The sequence below is a fragment of the Iningainema tapete BLCC-T55 genome, from assembly GCF_014698965.1.
Taxonomy (GTDB): Bacteria; Cyanobacteriota; Cyanobacteriia; order Cyanobacteriales; family Nostocaceae; genus Iningainema; species Iningainema tapete.
In genome coordinates this window covers 13,154-29,676 of sequence record NZ_JACXAE010000106.1, presented here as the reverse complement: position 1 = coordinate 29,676, position 16,523 = coordinate 13,154, and the positions used below count along the sequence as shown (strand labels likewise).

Annotated in this window: 16 protein-coding genes and 1 pseudogene; 9 read left to right on the top strand and 8 right to left on the bottom strand. The window is 41.2% G+C overall.

Annotated elements, in window-relative coordinates:
* Positions 1-27: 27 nt before the first annotated feature.
* The 5 genes from ICL16_RS35225 to ICL16_RS35205 are packed head-to-tail and all read left to right on the top strand — an operon-like array spanning position 28 to position 4,813.
* Entirely contained in the window at positions 28-741 is a 714-nt protein-coding gene (locus tag ICL16_RS35225; RefSeq protein WP_190836229.1) for an FkbM family methyltransferase, read from the top strand.
* Positions 738-1,892, top strand: a complete 1,155-nt coding sequence (waaF, locus tag ICL16_RS35220) for a lipopolysaccharide heptosyltransferase II (protein WP_190836228.1) — start codon at positions 738-740, stop codon at positions 1,890-1,892. Before ICL16_RS35225 ends, waaF begins: the two co-directional genes overlap by 4 nt.
* 2 nt (positions 1,893-1,894) lie before the next feature.
* Positions 1,895-2,698, top strand: a complete 804-nt coding sequence (locus tag ICL16_RS35215) for a glycosyltransferase family 2 protein (protein ID WP_190836227.1) — start codon at positions 1,895-1,897, stop codon at positions 2,696-2,698.
* Positions 2,699-2,748: 50 nt separating this feature from the next.
* The gene (locus tag ICL16_RS35210; RefSeq protein WP_190836226.1) at positions 2,749-3,786 is read left to right on the top strand and encodes a glycosyltransferase family 9 protein; all 1,038 of its coding nucleotides are present in this window, start codon (positions 2,749-2,751) and stop codon (positions 3,784-3,786) included.
* Positions 3,755-4,813 carry a glycosyltransferase family 9 protein gene (locus ICL16_RS35205; protein WP_190836225.1) on the top strand — a complete coding sequence of 353 codons (1,059 nt, stop codon included), beginning with the start codon at positions 3,755-3,757 and terminating at the stop codon, positions 4,811-4,813. Before ICL16_RS35210 ends, ICL16_RS35205 begins: the two co-directional genes overlap by 32 nt.
* Before the next feature lie 4 nt (positions 4,814-4,817).
* Here ICL16_RS35205 and ICL16_RS35200 read toward each other — a convergent pair whose 3' ends face one another.
* The 4 genes from ICL16_RS35200 to ICL16_RS35185 all read right to left on the bottom strand — a co-directional run bounded on the left by ICL16_RS35200 (position 4,818) and on the right by ICL16_RS35185 (position 7,815).
* The gene (locus ICL16_RS35200; protein ID WP_190836224.1) at positions 4,818-5,111 is read right to left on the bottom strand and encodes a 4a-hydroxytetrahydrobiopterin dehydratase; all 294 of its coding nucleotides are present in this window, start codon (positions 5,109-5,111) and stop codon (positions 4,818-4,820) included.
* Between the two features lie 118 nt (positions 5,112-5,229).
* A complete protein-coding gene (gene fabG, locus ICL16_RS35195; RefSeq protein WP_190836264.1) occupies positions 5,230-5,928 on the bottom strand; it encodes a 3-oxoacyl-ACP reductase FabG in 699 nt (232 codons plus the stop codon).
* Between the two features lie 125 nt (positions 5,929-6,053).
* Complete coding sequence (locus ICL16_RS35190) at positions 6,054-6,833, bottom strand: Coq4 family protein (RefSeq protein ID WP_190836223.1); 780 nt, start codon at positions 6,831-6,833, stop codon at positions 6,054-6,056.
* Between the two features lie 391 nt (positions 6,834-7,224).
* Positions 7,225-7,815 carry a Crp/Fnr family transcriptional regulator gene (locus tag ICL16_RS35185; protein ID WP_190836222.1) on the bottom strand — a complete coding sequence of 197 codons (591 nt, stop codon included), beginning with the start codon at positions 7,813-7,815 and terminating at the stop codon, positions 7,225-7,227.
* Between the two features lie 511 nt (positions 7,816-8,326).
* On the opposite strand from ICL16_RS35185, the pseudogene ICL16_RS46365 reads away from it, so the two are divergent.
* Both ICL16_RS46365 and ICL16_RS35170 read left to right on the top strand, forming a co-directional pair.
* A pseudogene (locus ICL16_RS46365) lies at positions 8,327-8,937 on the top strand (IS4/Tn5 family transposase DNA-binding protein); the annotation flags it as partial.
* Positions 8,938-9,070: 133 nt separating this feature from the next.
* Entirely contained in the window at positions 9,071-10,285 is a 1,215-nt protein-coding gene (locus tag ICL16_RS35170; RefSeq protein ID WP_190836219.1) for a glycosyltransferase, read from the top strand.
* 12 nt (positions 10,286-10,297) lie between these two features.
* Here ICL16_RS35170 and ICL16_RS35165 read toward each other — a convergent pair whose 3' ends face one another.
* The gene (locus tag ICL16_RS35165; protein ID WP_190836263.1) at positions 10,298-11,086 is read right to left on the bottom strand and encodes an ABC transporter permease; all 789 of its coding nucleotides are present in this window, start codon (positions 11,084-11,086) and stop codon (positions 10,298-10,300) included.
* 80 nt (positions 11,087-11,166) lie between these two features.
* Entirely contained in the window at positions 11,167-12,150 is a 984-nt protein-coding gene (locus tag ICL16_RS35160; RefSeq protein ID WP_190836218.1) for an ABC transporter ATP-binding protein, read from the bottom strand.
* 490 nt (positions 12,151-12,640) lie between these two features.
* Here ICL16_RS35160 and ICL16_RS35155 point away from each other — a divergent pair, with 490 nt between their 5' ends.
* Entirely contained in the window at positions 12,641-12,841 is a 201-nt protein-coding gene (locus tag ICL16_RS35155) for a hypothetical protein (RefSeq protein WP_190836217.1), read from the top strand.
* 203 nt (positions 12,842-13,044) lie between these two features.
* Positions 13,045-13,317 carry a hypothetical protein gene (locus ICL16_RS35150; protein ID WP_190836216.1) on the top strand — a complete coding sequence of 91 codons (273 nt, stop codon included), beginning with the start codon at positions 13,045-13,047 and terminating at the stop codon, positions 13,315-13,317.
* A 138-nt stretch (positions 13,318-13,455) separates the two neighbouring features.
* Here ICL16_RS35150 and ICL16_RS35145 read toward each other — a convergent pair whose 3' ends face one another.
* Both ICL16_RS35145 and ICL16_RS35140 read right to left on the bottom strand, forming a co-directional pair.
* Positions 13,456-15,102 carry an ABC1 kinase family protein gene (locus ICL16_RS35145; protein WP_190836215.1) on the bottom strand — a complete coding sequence of 549 codons (1,647 nt, stop codon included), beginning with the start codon at positions 15,100-15,102 and terminating at the stop codon, positions 13,456-13,458.
* A 193-nt stretch (positions 15,103-15,295) separates the two neighbouring features.
* Complete coding sequence (locus ICL16_RS35140) at positions 15,296-16,360, bottom strand: mannose-1-phosphate guanylyltransferase (RefSeq protein WP_190836214.1); 1,065 nt, start codon at positions 16,358-16,360, stop codon at positions 15,296-15,298.
* Positions 16,361-16,523: the final 163 nt, after the last annotated feature.

The following is a 16,523-nucleotide window of genomic DNA, read 5'->3' as shown; positions in this document are numbered from 1 at the left end:
ATGAGGAACTAATTATTTTTTTAAGTAATGACCAAAATATTAAATATAATAAAACTTATAGAATGCGCTGTAATGATGATGTTTTTTGGTTTAAAGAATAAGTACTTTAGACTTAACAATAAAAATTATCAATACAAGAGATTTCATTCCCAATTTGGAGAAGATAGATATATTGTTAAAAACATAGAAATACCACACAAAGGAGTATTTGTTGATATCGGCGCAGGACACCCAATTTATCTTTCAAATACTTACTTTTTTGAAAAAAATGAATGGCAAGGAGTTTGTATTGACGCTGATATTAATCAGGTAAAAGTTTTAAAAGGAGAAAGAGCAAACGTAGAATGGGCAGCAATTGCTGCTGAAGAAGGAAAAATAAAATTTTTGCCTGCTTTTGTTCCTGAATTGTCAACTACTATGGAAAAGGATGAATATGGAAGACTAATTAAATTTCAATTTAAAGATGCTGTAAATGTGCCATCATTTAAGCTAGAAACTATATTGGAAAAATATAATATTGGAATTATAGACATCTTAGACATAGATGTTGAAGGAACTGAATTAGAAGTATGGAAAACATTTGATTACGCAAAGCATAAGCCCAAAATTGTAATTATTGAATATTACTCATTAGGTTTAGCTGATAATTCAGCTAAAATAAAAGATTTTTTTGCCAACCTACCCTATCAACTTGTTCATACCACTTGTGCAAATTTCATTTTCGTTAATAACGACAGATGACTAACTGGAACTCTGCTGAAAATATCTTGTGTATTAGACTCGACACGATTGGTGACGTGTTGATGACTACACCAGCAATCCGTGCCTTAAAGGTATCACATCCTCGCCGTCGGATTACGCTGCTAACATCTTCTGCTGGTGCAACCACTGCTTCTTTAGTACCAGAAGTTGATGAAGTAATTGTCTATGATGCTCCTTGGCTTAAGGCAACTGCCCCCCGTCTAAATAGCCGAACTGAATATGAAATGGCTGAGCATCTACGCAGTCTCAAATTTGATGGTGCGGTGATTTTTACTGTTTACAGTCAAAATCCTTTACCATCAGCATTTCTTTGCTATTTGGCAGATATTCCCCTACGCCTAGCTCATTGCCATGAAAACCCTTACCAACTACTGTCAGACTGGGTAAAAGATCCTGAGCCAGAAAGTTGTATGCGTCATGAAGTGCGTCGTCAACTGGATTTGGTTGCCACTATTGGTTGTCATATAAATGACGAAAGAATGTTTTTGCATGTTTCAGAAAAAGCTTTATTCTTCGTTGAGGATATTTTAGAAAAATTCATAGACAAAAAGCGTCCTTGGGTGGTGATTCATCCTGGTGCAACTGCTTCTTCACGACGCTACCCTCCTGAACTATTTGCGATCGCATCTCGTCATCTAATATCAGAAAAGGGTATCCAAGTTATCTTCAGTGGTACTGAACCAGAACGAGAACTAGTTACCGACATTCAATCGGCAATAGGTGTTGCAACTAATTCCCTAGTAGGATGCCTCAACCTTGAACAATTGGCGGCACTTTTGCAACTTTCTCCCTTATTAATTTCTAATAATACAGGTCCGGTTCACATCGCTGCCGCCGTTGGTACACCAGTTGTGGATTTATACGCTCTTACTAACCCTCAGCACACTCCTTGGGGTGTTCCCAATCGTGTACTATTCCATGATGTCCCCTGTAAATACTGTTACAAGAGTATTTGCCCAGAAGGACATCACAACTGTCTACGCCTTGTTACTCCAGAATCTGTTGTAGATGCCGCTTGTGAACTACTGAGTATTTCTTCTCGTTCTCAGTCTCTGGCTCCTCGTTCCCAGGCTCTGCCTGGGAATGCCTACTCTGAGGCTCAGCCTCATCCTCATTCCCAAATGGTTTAGAGATGAACACAGAGCTAGATATCCTGATTCCTACCTATCGTCGCCCAGCAGCTTTGGCTGTCACGTTGACAAGCCTGATAGCTCAAACTTATCGTAACTTTCGCATTGTGATTTCCGATCAAACCGAAGACACAAACCCAGTGGAGAGTGGCGAAGTAAAAGCTGTATTGCGTGTGCTTCGCGCTCACAATCATGAGGTAGAAGTCCACAAACACTTGCCTCGTCTAGGAATTGCAGAACAACGGCAATTTTTACTCGATCAAGCAACAGCTCCCTATGCCCTTTTCCTTGATGACGATTTGATTCTAGAACCCTACGTGGTTGAACAAATGCTTGCCGCAATTAAGGAGGAAAGTTGTGGTTTTGTCGGAAGTGCAGTTATCGGACTCAGCTTTATTAATGATGTTCGTCCCCACGAGCAGAAAATTGAGTTTTGGGATGATTCTGTTCAACCGGAGATTGTTAAACCTGATACACCTGAGTGGGAACGCTGGCGTTTGCATAACGCTGCTAATCTTTATCATGTCGAGCAAAGCCTTGGTTTAACTCCAAGTCAGCGGCGCAAATACCGTGTTGCTTGGGTTGGTGGTTGTGTAATTTATAATACTGAAAAGTTACGCGGCATCGGTGGCTATTCTTTCTGGCAACAACTTCCACCCGAACATTGTGGTGAGGATGTTTTGGTACAACTACGGTTGATGAAATTATATGGAGGATGTGCAGTAATTCCATCAGGAGTCTATCACCAAGAGTTACCAACCACAATTATCGATCGCAGCGTACCAGCTGATAAATACGTCGGCTAATGGTTAATGGCTGACAACAATTAGCTATTAGCAATTAATAACTTTGTAATATGCAGAAAATTTTATTTGTTGAGCTATTAGGTGGAATTGGTGATGTTTTAATCGCGTTAAGTGCAATTCATGCGTTAGCGCGATCGCATCCAGAATCTGAACTTACAGTCTTAACTTTTTCACCAGGAGGGGAACTGTTAGAAACAGATCCACTAATTAAGCGGGTTGTCTATGCTAAATCTGGTAAGGCAAAACAATCAGTAGTTGAGTTACTATCACACGAACGCTTTGATTTGATTGTGTCGGATACGAATTACGACGATATTGATGTTGAAATCCAAACAAGAAACCCGGTTTTTTCAAAAAACCGGGTTTCTACAAGAGTAGTAACGAATTTGTGGCGACAACCGCCAGCGAATGAACTGGTAGGCGATCGCTTTGTCAAAATCTTACTAGCAGAAGGTTTAATTAGTCTTGATGTGATTAAACCCGCACAACTTCACCTCACTGTTGCGGAACTTGAGCAAGCGCAAAAGCTATTTAATCATGCGCGTCGTCCCTTGGTATTTTTATGTCCAGATGCCGGGATGGCAATTAAGCGTTGGTCTAATGTAAAATTTATTACTTTGGGTAAAAGTTTACTTTCTCGTTGGGGTGCTACTGTAGTTGTTCCTGTTGGTTCTGATGCAAAGCAAGTGGAAAGTATTGCTTCTGGGATTAGTGATGAGGTGCAGATTTTGCCGCGTGGAAAGTTGCGGGATTTGGCTGCAGCTTTGGCTTGCGCTGATTTGGTCGTTGGTGCTGATACTGGTCCTGTGAGGATTGCAGCCGCTGTGGATGTACCTACTATAACTTTGTTTGGTCCTTCTTGGCACGGGCGTTATGGTCAAGGAGCGCCGCATGTGAATTTGCAGGGGTATCCGGATTGTGCTGAGCGTAATATCAGTAATTTTACGGAACAGCGGTGTTGGTATGGTGGGGTGTGTCCTTTGGATAAGGGTTGGGATAGTTGTTTGGATGGGATTTCGGTTGATGAGGTGTTGGGTGTTGTGGAGGGGTTTTTGAATGCACAATGTTTTGGTAATGCGGTTGGATAATATTGGTGATGTGATTATGACGAGTCCGGCTTTACGGGCGATTAAGGAAAATTTGCCTGACTGTCGTTTGACGTTGATGGCAAGTCCGGGTGGGGCTCATGCTGCGGAGTTATTACCTTGGGTAGATGCTGTTATACCTTTGCGTGTGCTATGGCAGGATTTGGGGAGGTTGGATTTTGATCCAGGGCGGGAGTGGGATTTGGTAAGGGTTTTGCAGGATGGTAAGTTTGATGCGGCGTTTATTTTCACTAGTTTTAGTCAGAGTCCCCATCCACCAGGGTTTTTATGTTATTTGGCTGGTATTCCATTACGGGTGGGTGAGTCTAAGGAAGTGGGATGCGGGGTGTTGACGCAAGAGGTTCCGGCTGCACCGGATGAGATTCATCAGGTGCAGCGTAATTTACGGTTGATTGAAGCTGTTGGGTTTGAGGTAAGCTCGCGCAGTCTCTGTATTCAAATATCTGAAGTTGCACAACTTGAAGCTTTGTCTGTGTTGTTGGGGAGTGCGCCCAAGCGCAACTACGAACCTAATTTTGAATTTCCTCCGTATATTTTGCTGAATCCCTGGACGAGTTGTCAATCGCGTAATTATGACTCTTTTAGGTTTGCTTACGCAGCTTGTCAGTTGGCGGAAACTACCGGAATGTTGGTGGTTGTGACTGGTGTGGAGAAAGATCGTTCTAAAAGTTCATCTTTACTTACAATATTAGGTGAGTATGGAATTGACTTGATTGGTAAAACAACTTTACCGCAACTAGCTGCACTTATTGCCAATGCTAAATTAGTGCTAACTAACAATACTTCGACGATGCATATAGCTGATGCTACCCGCACACCTACAGTTGTGATGTTTGCCGGAACTGAACTAGAGTGTCAGTGGGAACCACGTAACGGTACTTCCCGCTTGCTTCGTCGCCCTACCCCATGTAGTCCATGCTATGCTTTTGAGTGTCCTTACCAATTAGAATGTCTGGATATACCACCAGAGGAAGTAGTAGCCGCAGGGCTGGAGTTGCTAGCTAACTAATAACTTATGACTGCGCTAGCTCATTCATTTTGTGAGCCAGATGTATATCGTTCATCGTAATTCCACCTGCGTCGTGAGTTATCAAATCCACTGATAATTGGTTGTATACGTTGCACCACTCTGGATGATGTCCCATTGTTTCTGCAACTAGTGCCACACTGGTCATAAATCCAAAGGCTTTTACAAAGGATGGGAACTGAAACTGACGATGGAGTTTTCCTCGCTCAATACTCCAACCTTTCAGTTCAAGCAAAGCCATATCAAGTTCACTCGTTGATAAAACGGGTAAGTTGCTCATAGTCTGACTTTAGGTAATCAAAAGGTGAAATTATAAAAATATCTCTTGTCTTGATGCTGTCTATTACACGAATGCCAATTCTAGTTTTGGATAATCCCATTAGTGTAAAGAATTGAGTTTAAATATTGCCATACACAGGAACAACTGCTCCCCTCATATCAAGAGCGGCTTCTGAAGCTAAAAAACAGATTACCTGTGCTAGAGAATCGGGTTTAACCCACTTTGAGGCATTCTCTGTATTCATTGCATCTCGATTGGTGGGAGTATCGATCACACTAGGTAAAACGATATTAGCAGTGATGTTTGCCCCTTTCGTTTCATCAGCGATCGCCTGGGTCAACGCAATTAATCCAGCTTTGGCGGCACAATAGGCTGCTAACTGTCCCCCTGGTTGTACGGCTCCCCGCGAACCTACTGTCACAATTCGTCCATAGCCGTATTGAAACATCCTTCTTAAACTGTGCTTCAACACCAGGAAAGCAAGATTCAAATTCAGTTCTAGATCAGCTTTCCACTTTTCATAAGGATATTCATGGGTTTTTCCCATCGAAAAACCACCAACTAGATGAATCAAAACATCTACCCGTTCCATCTCGTTGACTAAATTTTCCACAGCCGATTCATCTGATAAATTAGCTCTAACAAATCGAATACGGTCTAAATCGGTTACAGGGAGAACACTTTTTAATCGCTCAACGTTTCGTGCGTTAGTATAAGGAATTGTCACTGAGGTAGGTTTCTGCGCGAGAACATTAGGCGTAACACCAAGTCCTAATCCACCCGTTCCACCAGTAACTAAAACGTGATTATCTTTCAGAAATGCGGAAATTGTATTGCTCATTGAATCCTCCAAGCATCAAATCTTTAATTAAGGACACGCTTGATTATTATGCGTGTCCGCTATATCTGCAAGAGTCCCAACTTCAGCTAATTACTGTTACTTCAAACACTAACAAGTTGAGGTTCTTGGGAAATCGAGGGCAATTCAATTGCATCTCGTAAATGGGGACGGCTATACCAACTCCAATGTCCTTTGGTAACAGGCACAATATTTAACTCTGCACGCCATTCAGTTAAAGGTCGCTCTAGCCCTTCTTCAAACTTCACTGGGAGCAGTGGTTGTGCTTGCCGAGCAATTTTTACACCTTGAGAAATCAGGTCAAAATCGTATTCCAGAGCTATATCGATACCTTGGCGTTGATGCTTGTCAGAGAGGAAACTTAATAGTAATGCCACAATGTCAATAAAGGCAAAGCCAGGATAACCAATCTGACCCACAGTTACAGAAATTACACCTAATTCGCCATAGTCATCAAAACTAAAACCTGTCAAAATATGATGCAAGTCGTGGGTTTTCCGAACGCGATGAATGATGTAATCAATATCAGATTTAATCTCGCGTTTGCGATAAAAATCTGGTTGATAATTCAGCGCACTTAGAACTTTTGCATAAGTCCATCCTAGAGAATCTTTCGGCATTTGCAACAAGGCATCTAAATCAAATTCTTTTCCCATATAACGTTCTTCTAGCATTTGTGCAGAAGCTGGGTGTTGACGCACAGCTTGCAAACATTTTTGCATTTTTTCACTATCACTTAGTGCATCTTCAATATCGAAAACATTTTCTGTGTCAGTGAGTCCGCCAACCACCATATCGACTAGTGTCAAGAGTTGATTGACGTTTTCTGAAGTTGCTAATTCGCTGATATATTTGAAACCCATGATGTCTATCTCCTTGCGTTTGCTTGTCTTTGGTTGATAGTTTCATCTTAGTTTGCCTAATTAAGGTAAATCTAGAGGCTTTTCTTGATATAAATCAAATTTGACAAATATCAAAAATAGCAGTTCTTCAAAATAATGTTGAATTTTGAAGCCTTGAAGAAGGCGGATGGCAGAAGGGACGATTGGATAGGGATTCAAACCCCAACCAATCGAAGACACTGTACGGACAGTGGAGTCTTAGACCGGATTGAGCAAGGCACAAGGGCTTTCTTGAGAATTAGTTAGAAAGTTTACGCAGTTGCCATCTGCCTCCAGCATGGCTACCTTCTTTAATTGAATTCAAATTTTTATTTTTTAAATAATTACTGATACTTTTACTGATATATTAGAATTAGTTTCGTAACCGTTGACGATGACGATATTTAGCGCGAATCCGGCTTAGTGTTTCTTGAGTTACACCTAAATACGATGCTAAATGTCCTAACTTGACTCGATTGAGAATATCTGCATGTTGTTGCAGTAAATGAGCGTAACGCTCTGATGCTGTTTGAGATTGAAGTGAAAAGAAATGCTCTTCTAATTGAATATAATAACTTTCGATGGATAACCGACCCAGCCTATTCCATACTGAATCTTTGTTATAAAGATATTGTAGACTGTCATAACTAATCGTTACTAATTTGCAGTCAGACATTAAAACAATACTTTCTTTACTGGGTTTTCTAGAAATAAAGCTATAAAAAGAATTAATAAAATCACCCTCAAATCTAAAACCGGAAGTTATTTCTTTATCATCTTGGTGATAATAATATCTAACTGCGCCTTCAACAAGAAAATGTAGGTGATTGCAGATATGTCCTTGTTCCAGTAATATTGAATCTTTGGGAAGTTCTTGTGGTGTTGTCACTCTTTTAAGATCTTCGCGCTGCTGTTCACTAAGTACAACAAGCTGATCTAGCGCTTGAAACATTTTTTCGTACATTTTTGGGCTGATTGTATTAATATATAAGGATTTGCAATTATTCTCCCTTTTTCCTGTATTTTTGCAAACTAAGAGTAAATCCTGTAGTGTCTACTTTTAATAGCCCGACTGAGCAGCAGCTATGTTCAACCAAGGCTCTCAAAAGGCTTTGAGAGCCTTGCTTTCATATCCAGAGAAAGCATTTTTGTATGTTGGGATAGTTGCTACTATACTTTTCGGAATTCTTGATTATTTATACAGAAGAGTTCAACCTTTACTACCACTCATACTCTAGTTCTCCTCGCTCGATTTTGTCAAGTACAATGACTTGAAGACAGTAATACCATTTCTCCAAAAGCTGGCTACAAAAGATCCCTTCTTGCCCCCCTTTTAAGCTATCCATTAGTCACATCTTTCTTAACAAAACTAAAAAAGACTTAAAACAATACGGAAAGCATTGATAGGTATAGTTTTGGGAGAAAAAAGGAGTTGTGGGTGAGGGGAGAAGATGCAAAAGTAGGCAGAGTTAGAATTGCAACAAGCAGACTTAGGGGATGCACGAAGAAACAAGCGGTTAATACGCATTGTTGAGAACTTAGCATCCCAGCCATCAACTAGCGTACCGCTTTTCGTGTGGAAACATGGCGGCAACAAGTGCCGCCTATGATTTTTGGAGTTCACCATACTTCCAGGCGGATGATATCCGGCAAGCCCATGTGATCAGTACTATTGAAAGAATCAAATCTCATGAGATAGTACTGGCAATTCAAGACACGACAAACATAGATTTAACAAACCATCCAGCCACAAGTGGAGTGGGTTACCTTGACAGCGCGGAAATTATCGGGATTAAAAGTACATTCAACGTTTGTGAACACAATTGATGGAGTGCCATTAGGAATTATTGACCAACAGGTATGGGCAATCTTATCCAGAAAATTTAGGGATAGCGAAAAAACGTCCGCAAAGGGAAACCCAAGAAAAGGAAAGGAGGGCGTTGGTTAGACTCGGTTAATGCAACACAACAGTTGATCCCGAAAGAAAATACGGTGGTCACGATGGGCGATTCCGAAGCGGATATATTCGATTTATTTAGTTAGCGAGCGAACAGAAAATTCACATCTACTGATTCGTGGAACCCACAAGTGCTATAAATGTAAATAAAATGACATTTATAGCACCTGTTATCCTTGTGCCAGATAGCTAATCTAGCTATACCAAAGATCTCGGCAAGTTCAGTTTGAGAAAGTCCCTAGAAAATCACTTAGTATTATTAATGTCTAATACTATTGCCTTTATTGCTGGTACTTACAAACCTGAACGTTGTGGTGTTGCTCATTACACTGCCCGTCTGCGGGATAATCTAAATCAGCAGAACATTGAGTCTATTGTTCTTACTACCCATACAGCCGCAGCAGAAGTAAATGACAAAAGCGTTAGGGGGGTAGTACAAGATTGGCGATTTGCTGATTTAATGTCTTTGGTGCAAGCGGTACATGGAACAAAGGCTGACATTTTACACATCCAACATGCAGCCGGAACTTATGGATTTGAGCGAGCTATCTTTTTGTTACCCCTACTCCTCAAAGCCACGGGGTATCGCCAACCGATTGTTACGACTGTGCATGAGTACGGTTGGTGGGAATGGCAACCTAAAGGTATTCCACCCCAAGTTATAGAATGGTTGAAGATGTGGGGACAACAGCGTGGTTGGTGGGATAGAGAAGATGGCTTTTTACTAACTTTAAGTGATGCGTTAATTACAACAAATGCTGAGGCAGAAGAAGTAATTTATCAACGTTTACCACAACTAAGTAATCGAGTGTTGCGTATCCCCATCGCCGCAAATGTTGATGTTGCAACTATTGACAAAACTACAGCAAGACAGCAATTGCGTCAAAGGTGCAAGTTTGCTCAAGATACCACAGTCATCGTTTTTTTTGGCTTTCTCCATCCAGTTAAAGGGATAGAAACTCTTTTAAGCGCATTCAAACAAGTGCTGATAACTCATCCACAAGCGCGATTATTACTTGTTGGTGGTGTGGAAAGTTTAGCTTTACGGGGAGAAGAAGCAAAACTTTACTGGGAAAAACTTCATGCTTTTGTTGCAGAACTAGATTTGAGCGAAATGGTGCATTTGACAGGCTATGTAGATGCTGAAACCGCTTCCAAATATCTTTCTGGTTCTGATATTGGAGTTCTACCTTTCAACCACGGATTAACTATGAAAAGTGGTTCACTTTTGACTTTGTTAGCGCATGGTTTACCAGTTGTTGGCACTTCTCACAACACTCCTTTACCAGAGAAACATCCAGTGCAACTAGTACCCCCTCGTAATATTAATGCATTGGCGGATGCACTTTGTCAATTGCTGAATCAACCTGATAAATGTAATTATTTATGTGATGCAGGTCGTGCTTTTATTCATAATTTTAGTTGGTCGAATATTGCGCGATCGCACATCCAAATTTACGAAAAATTCTGGTCATAACTACACACAACACTACGCGCCCATACCAGAATAATGCTTCAACCCCCGTCGCCATAGTATGCGGTTTAAACCTAAAAATATCAATATCCAACCCACTATTGACAAAAATCCCCTTGCTACATCTACAGGTAACCCCACCAAAAGACTAGCGGGAAAATTAACCAAATAGGGAAACGGTGTAAACAGCAATACCTCACGCACAGGTGCAGGAAAAACCTCTAAAGGAGCAATTACTCCTGACAAAAATAAGTAAAATAAGTACCAGAAATTTTCTAAAGCACTAGCTCGTTCCGTCCAAAAAGCAAACATAGCTAAGGTGTACTGAATCACAAACCGCAAAATAAAAGCTAGTACTACCGCCAAAATAAACAGCAAAAAGTTCCCTAAACTTGGCAACCAAAAAGCTTGGGGATAAAGTAGAAAAAACAATAATACTAATAGCAGTGTAAACGCTATTCGAGCAGCCTTTTCCGAAACATGGGATACTATATGATGCCATGCTGGATCGAGAGGTTGTAACAAAAGAGGTGAAAGCCTACCTTCCACTACCTGCCTTTCAAACTCCCAAATTACCCAAACAACTGTGAATTGCCTCACTATAAAAACTGCCAGAAAGTAACGAGCAAAATCCACTGGTGTCAACCCAAACTTTCCACCTTGTGCCGCTTGTATCCAAACTCCCATGAGAATAATTGGCAATGAATTAGACAAAACCCATAAAATTAGTTCTGCCCGATACTCAACCATGTAGGCGTAATAAACAGAAAGCAAAGTTAGCGCTTTTCTTAAAATTCGTTTCATCATATGGTTAATCGTAGAGACGCCCCGGCGGGGCGTCTGTACAGCAATTAGTTTACCCCGGCGGGGCGTCTGTACAGCAATTAGTTTACAACGCCCGCTTGGAAAACGCGCCCAATCACTTCTTCCACTGGCGGTTCAGTTACAGTTAAATCTACTACTTCTAAATCAGTTAATATCCGCGATACTATGCGGGTGAGTGTTTCTTGCTGTACCATAAAACAGGCAAAGCGCCCATCTAGCTGGCGTAAATCACCGTACAACATAAGTTTCTCTTTGGGTAGAGTTTGAGCTAACTCCAAACGAACTTCTCGATAAGGTGCAAATCTGTCCAGCAAACCATCCAGGCTGCCATCATACATCAACTTTCCTTGATGAATTAATAGCACTCGTTTACACAAAGCTGTAATATCAGCCATGTAGTGACTAGTCAATAGCACTGTCGCCTGATATTTTTGGTTGTACTCACGCAAGAAATCTCGCACCCCCACTTGGGCATTCACATCTAATCCTAGCGTCGGTTCATCCAGAAACAGCACAGAGGGACGGTGTAAAAGTGCTGCTAACAGTTCCGCTTTCATCCGTTCACCTAAGGACAGCTTTCGCACGGGTTGGGTAAGTTTACCTTGTAGCGATAGCATCTCCGTTAATTCCCCTAGACGATGACGGAACTCTTTGTCAGAGATATTGTAAACAGCGGCGTTAATTTTTAACGAATCTAATGCTGGTAAGTCCCACAGCAGTTGTTGTTTTTGTCCCATTACCAAGGTAATTTTTTGTAAAAAAGGCTCTTGGCGGCGAAATGGAACGTGTCCTGCTACTTTAACTGTACCACTAGAAGGATGGATTAGTCCTGTGAGCATTTTTAGTGTTGTGGTTTTCCCAGCACCATTTGGTCCTAAAAACCCAACTACTTCACCTGCGGTAATTTCAAATGAAACATCTTGAACTGCTTTTATTTGGCGGTAGGTGCGGCGAAAAAAGTGGGTGATTGTCGCCAAAGCACCCGGTTCTTTGACTGCTACTGGGTAAACTTTGCTCAGGTTTTGAGCCTCAATGATAGCCATAGGTGTTTTTTGCGGTGATGCACAACCAAAGATGAGATTTGGGGGGAATTCTTATTTTATTACTTAGAACCACGGTTGAACACAGATGGATACAGATAAATACTCATAAATGTATCATCCCATAGAGAGAAGACAAATCAAATTTTATTTTTATTTTTACGATTACTACCTTAACTTTTATAGTCGTAGCTGTTTTAAATGTCCTTTTACTATCAGATACATTTTAAACTTACTTATTTAATTTTTCTACTATTAAATAATATTTTTCAAGTAGTTTTCATAAGAAGAAATTTATGTATTTATACTTAATCTTGTTATGTTAAAAGCTTCAAACCATTGAAAAACATGTAACGAGAGAACTTGTTGAAAAGAATTGATATATAAGTATTAGAAATTAATTGAATAAGAAACTTGTTTAAGTACAGTGTTATCTTATTGATGGGTGTGAAAACACCAAAAATAAAAGTAGTTTCAGGGAAATTCAGAGCAAATGATAGCAACTACCACAACAAATCAAATTTTTGACACTAAATCTGCTTTATGGGAAGAGTTGAGTGATGCACAGGCACAATCCGCATCTGGTGGTCTTGCTGCAATATTTGGATCTGGTGGAGTAACATTCTCATTACAGGGTTTGCCCTCCGGTAATTCACCCGTCCGAATACCAGTTACCTCACAACCAACCCGTTAGTTTTTCCCAATCATAAATCGAATTATAATCATTTTAACAACTGCATTTTCTGGCGATTTTTTACTCTTGCTAGAAGATATTTGTTGATTATAGCAGTCCTAAATGATTTGTAAACACAAGTATTTATCTTCTTCTTCTGTCCGAGACGCTGCGCGTTCGCCGAGCGTCAAAAGCAAAAATAGTTTAAAGGGAATGCAAAGCAAATGCTAAAAACTACCGCAACCAATTCACTTCGTAAAGCTGAGTCTACCCTGTGGGAAGATTTAAGTGATGCAGAGGCACAATCCTTATCTGGTGGACTGACTTCAACAGTAAGTGGTGGAATAGTTTTATTCTCATTACAATCGTTGCCGCCTACAATTAGTAGTACATCTAATAACCAAATCACAACCACTACCACCAGCACTATCACACCATCAGTACAAGCAACCTTGGTGTTAACTCCAACTCCAAGTTTAACAATTAGATTAGGTTAAAATATTAGCCTGACGAATAAATTTAATTTTGTCGAACTACTTACTAGTACCAAGAACTCAAATCACCTAAAGCGGATTGCATAAATCTTTCAGTCAGCTTTAGCTGACTTGAGCTCTTAGCCCTTACATAAGTCAAGGCTAGCGTAAACGTCCAGAGCGTAAGGTACTAATAATCAACCATAGCCCCAACAAACTAGCAGTAGCAAATAGCACATTGCTCAAAAATGATAATTGTGCCGTCCGAGCGTTGCTAGAGATAATCGCTGCGCCCATGATCAGTGAACCAACTAAAATGCTAAATGAAAGTCGGTTGGCAGCATCATCCATGGTGCGACGCAAACCGTCTAAACCTCGCACTGATAAATTCCATTGTAAGGTTTCTGAGGTCACTCGATCTAAGAGTAACTCAATTTGACGGGGAGATTGTAAGGACAGACTTTTGAGATCCAAGGCTGTTCTGAGGAGCGATCGCACTGGATGATCCCCGAATAACTGCTTGCGGAATAAGTCTGTAAGTAATGGTTGAATTTCGTCAATAAAGTTAAGTTCTGGGTTGAATCCACGCGCTAACCCTTCTAAATTAGCTAGGGTTTTAGCATACAACCCCATGTTGCTAGGTAGCCGAATTTTATTATTGCGGGCTATTTGGAGAACTTCATATATTATCTGACTAAAGTTAATTTCCTCTAAGTTTAAATTGTGATACTTCCGTAGCATTCTGTCATAATCGCTTTCTAGGCGAGACAAAATTACTGGTTCAGTAGAATCGGCTAACTGTAATGTTAATTGAGCGCACCGTTGCGCATCTAGATCAACAATTGCTAACAACATTTGTGTTAGTATCTGCTGCGTGCGGGGATCAAGTCTTCCCACCATGCCACAGTCTAACAAAGCAACACGACCATCTCTAAGGTAAAATAAATTCCCAGGATGGGGATCGGCGTGAAAGAAGCCATCAATATATAATTGTTGAAAGAAAGCGCGGAATAGCAAAGTGGTAATTGCTTTACGCTCTTGCACAGGATCTTTGCCGTTTTTGTCGCTGCTAAAGTTTGCCGATAGTATGGGTACTCCGTCCAACCACTCCATTACCATTAATTTTGATGTGGTTAAATCCCAGTTAATTTCCGCAACTACTAATTGTGTGGGATCAAACCAGCGACTAGTGGATAAATTACGTCGTAACTGGTCGGTGTGTGTTGCTTCTCGTGTAAAATCTAGTTCTGCTTCCAGCGCTTTAGTAAATTCTTCAGCGATGGATTTGATTTCGTAGTTTTGACCAAATTCGGTACGGGCAACTAAGTCAGCAATACCATGAATTAAGGCGATGTCTTGGGCGACGGTGATGTCAATTCCCGGACGTTGTACTTTGAGGGCAACTTCTCTACCATCTGCAAGTGTAGCTCGGTGTGTTTGAGCTATGGAGCCTGCGGCAACTGCGATGGGATTGATGGTGGTGAAGGTTTCTTCTAGAGGGCGTTTGAGTTGTTTACGTATAATTACTTCGACTTCAGTCCAGGAAACTGGTGGTACTTCGTCTTGCAGTGTTGATAGTTCTTCTATGTAGGCAGCGTTAAGTAAGTCTGGACGGGTAGACATGAGTTGACCTAGTTTGACGTAAACTGGGCCTAAATCTACCAGGATGTTTTTGAGGACGGCTGGTGGGGGAAGTTGGGGTTCGTCTGCTTTACCCACGGTGATTAGCCGTCGCATGTAGTCCCACCCGTTGCGCAGTAGGACTTCGATGATTTCTCTTTGACGTGGAACAGTTTGGGTGAGAAACATGGTTTTTTATGAACCGCTGAGGCGCAGAGAGCGCAGAGAAAGAGGGAAGAGTGATTAGAAAAGTAACTGACTGCTAAGTTATAGTGCAAAAAGTGTCTTTTTGACTTCTGTCATGAGTTTTAACTTGAACAAGGGTTTGATGCCCCCCTGCCCCCCTTATTAAGGGGGGGGGTGGGGATCAACTCACCCTTTTTTACAGCAGTTCTTTGAATCGGGAATCGCTTTGTAAGGTTTTGAGGACTTGTTTGATTTCTTGGGTTCGGTCTTTTTTGGCGATTAGGGTGACGTTGCGATCGCGTACAATCACTATGTCTTCTAAGCCGATGGTAACTATTACGTCGTCAGGGTTAGTTGAGTAAATAATTCCTCCTTGTGTATCTAATCCTACATGTGTTGCTAGTTCTACGTTGGGGGTATGGTCTTTTTTGAGCAGGCGCTCGATCGCGTTCCAATCTCCCAAGTCGTCCCAGCCAAATTCTACTGGTAAGACGTATGCTATGTTGGTTTTTTCCATTAAGGCATAGTCTATACTTTTCTTAGGTAGCTCATGGTAAATGTCAGGACCGTGTTTTTCTATCGGTTCAATAATTTCTGGCGCATGGGTGTGTAGTTCCTTGAGAACAACACCTGCTCTAAAAATAAACATACCGCTATTCCAGCTATAGCGCCCCGTTGAGAGAAAAGTTTCTGCCGTTTTACGGTCTGGCTTTTCAGTAAAGCGGTTGACGTGATAAGCTGGCAAGTCATAAAATATACCAATACTTTCGCCTTGTTCTATGTACCCGTAACCAGTTGAAGGAAATGTGGGCTTGATTCCCAATGTCACAATTGCTTCCTTTTTGGCTGCTAATTCAGTAGCTGCACTTAATGTATGTGCAAATACCTCTTGGTGTGCAATCCAGTGATCGGCGGGGAAAAAACCAATGAGGGCTTCTTCTCCATAACGGTTTTTAATTTCTAAACTTGCCCAAGCGACTGCAGCGGCAGTGTCCCTTCCTTGGGACTCAACTAGTAAATTTTGAGATGGTAGTTCTGGTAATTGTTCAATCACTCCTTGGGCTATCTGGCTAGAAGTGATTACCCACAAGTTTTCCCAACCGTGAGCAAGTGGGAGCAGTCGGTCAGCAGTTGCTTGCAGGAGACTTCGAGAACTACCATCAAGACAGAGAAATTGCTTGGGTCTAGATAAGCGACTTAAGGGCCAGAAGCGCTCTCCTTTACCACCAGCGAGAATTACGGGGAACAAGGATCTAGTCATTTTGTCATAAAAACTTACTGAGGAACACTACAAGTGTACTGTGACCTTTTCCACTGGCAAGATTTGTGGCTTAGATTAACATACGTTTAGGGAGTGGTGAGTGGGGAGATATTTGTGGTGAAACACGTAGAACACATAGAAAATCAGGGCACATCTCAAGATG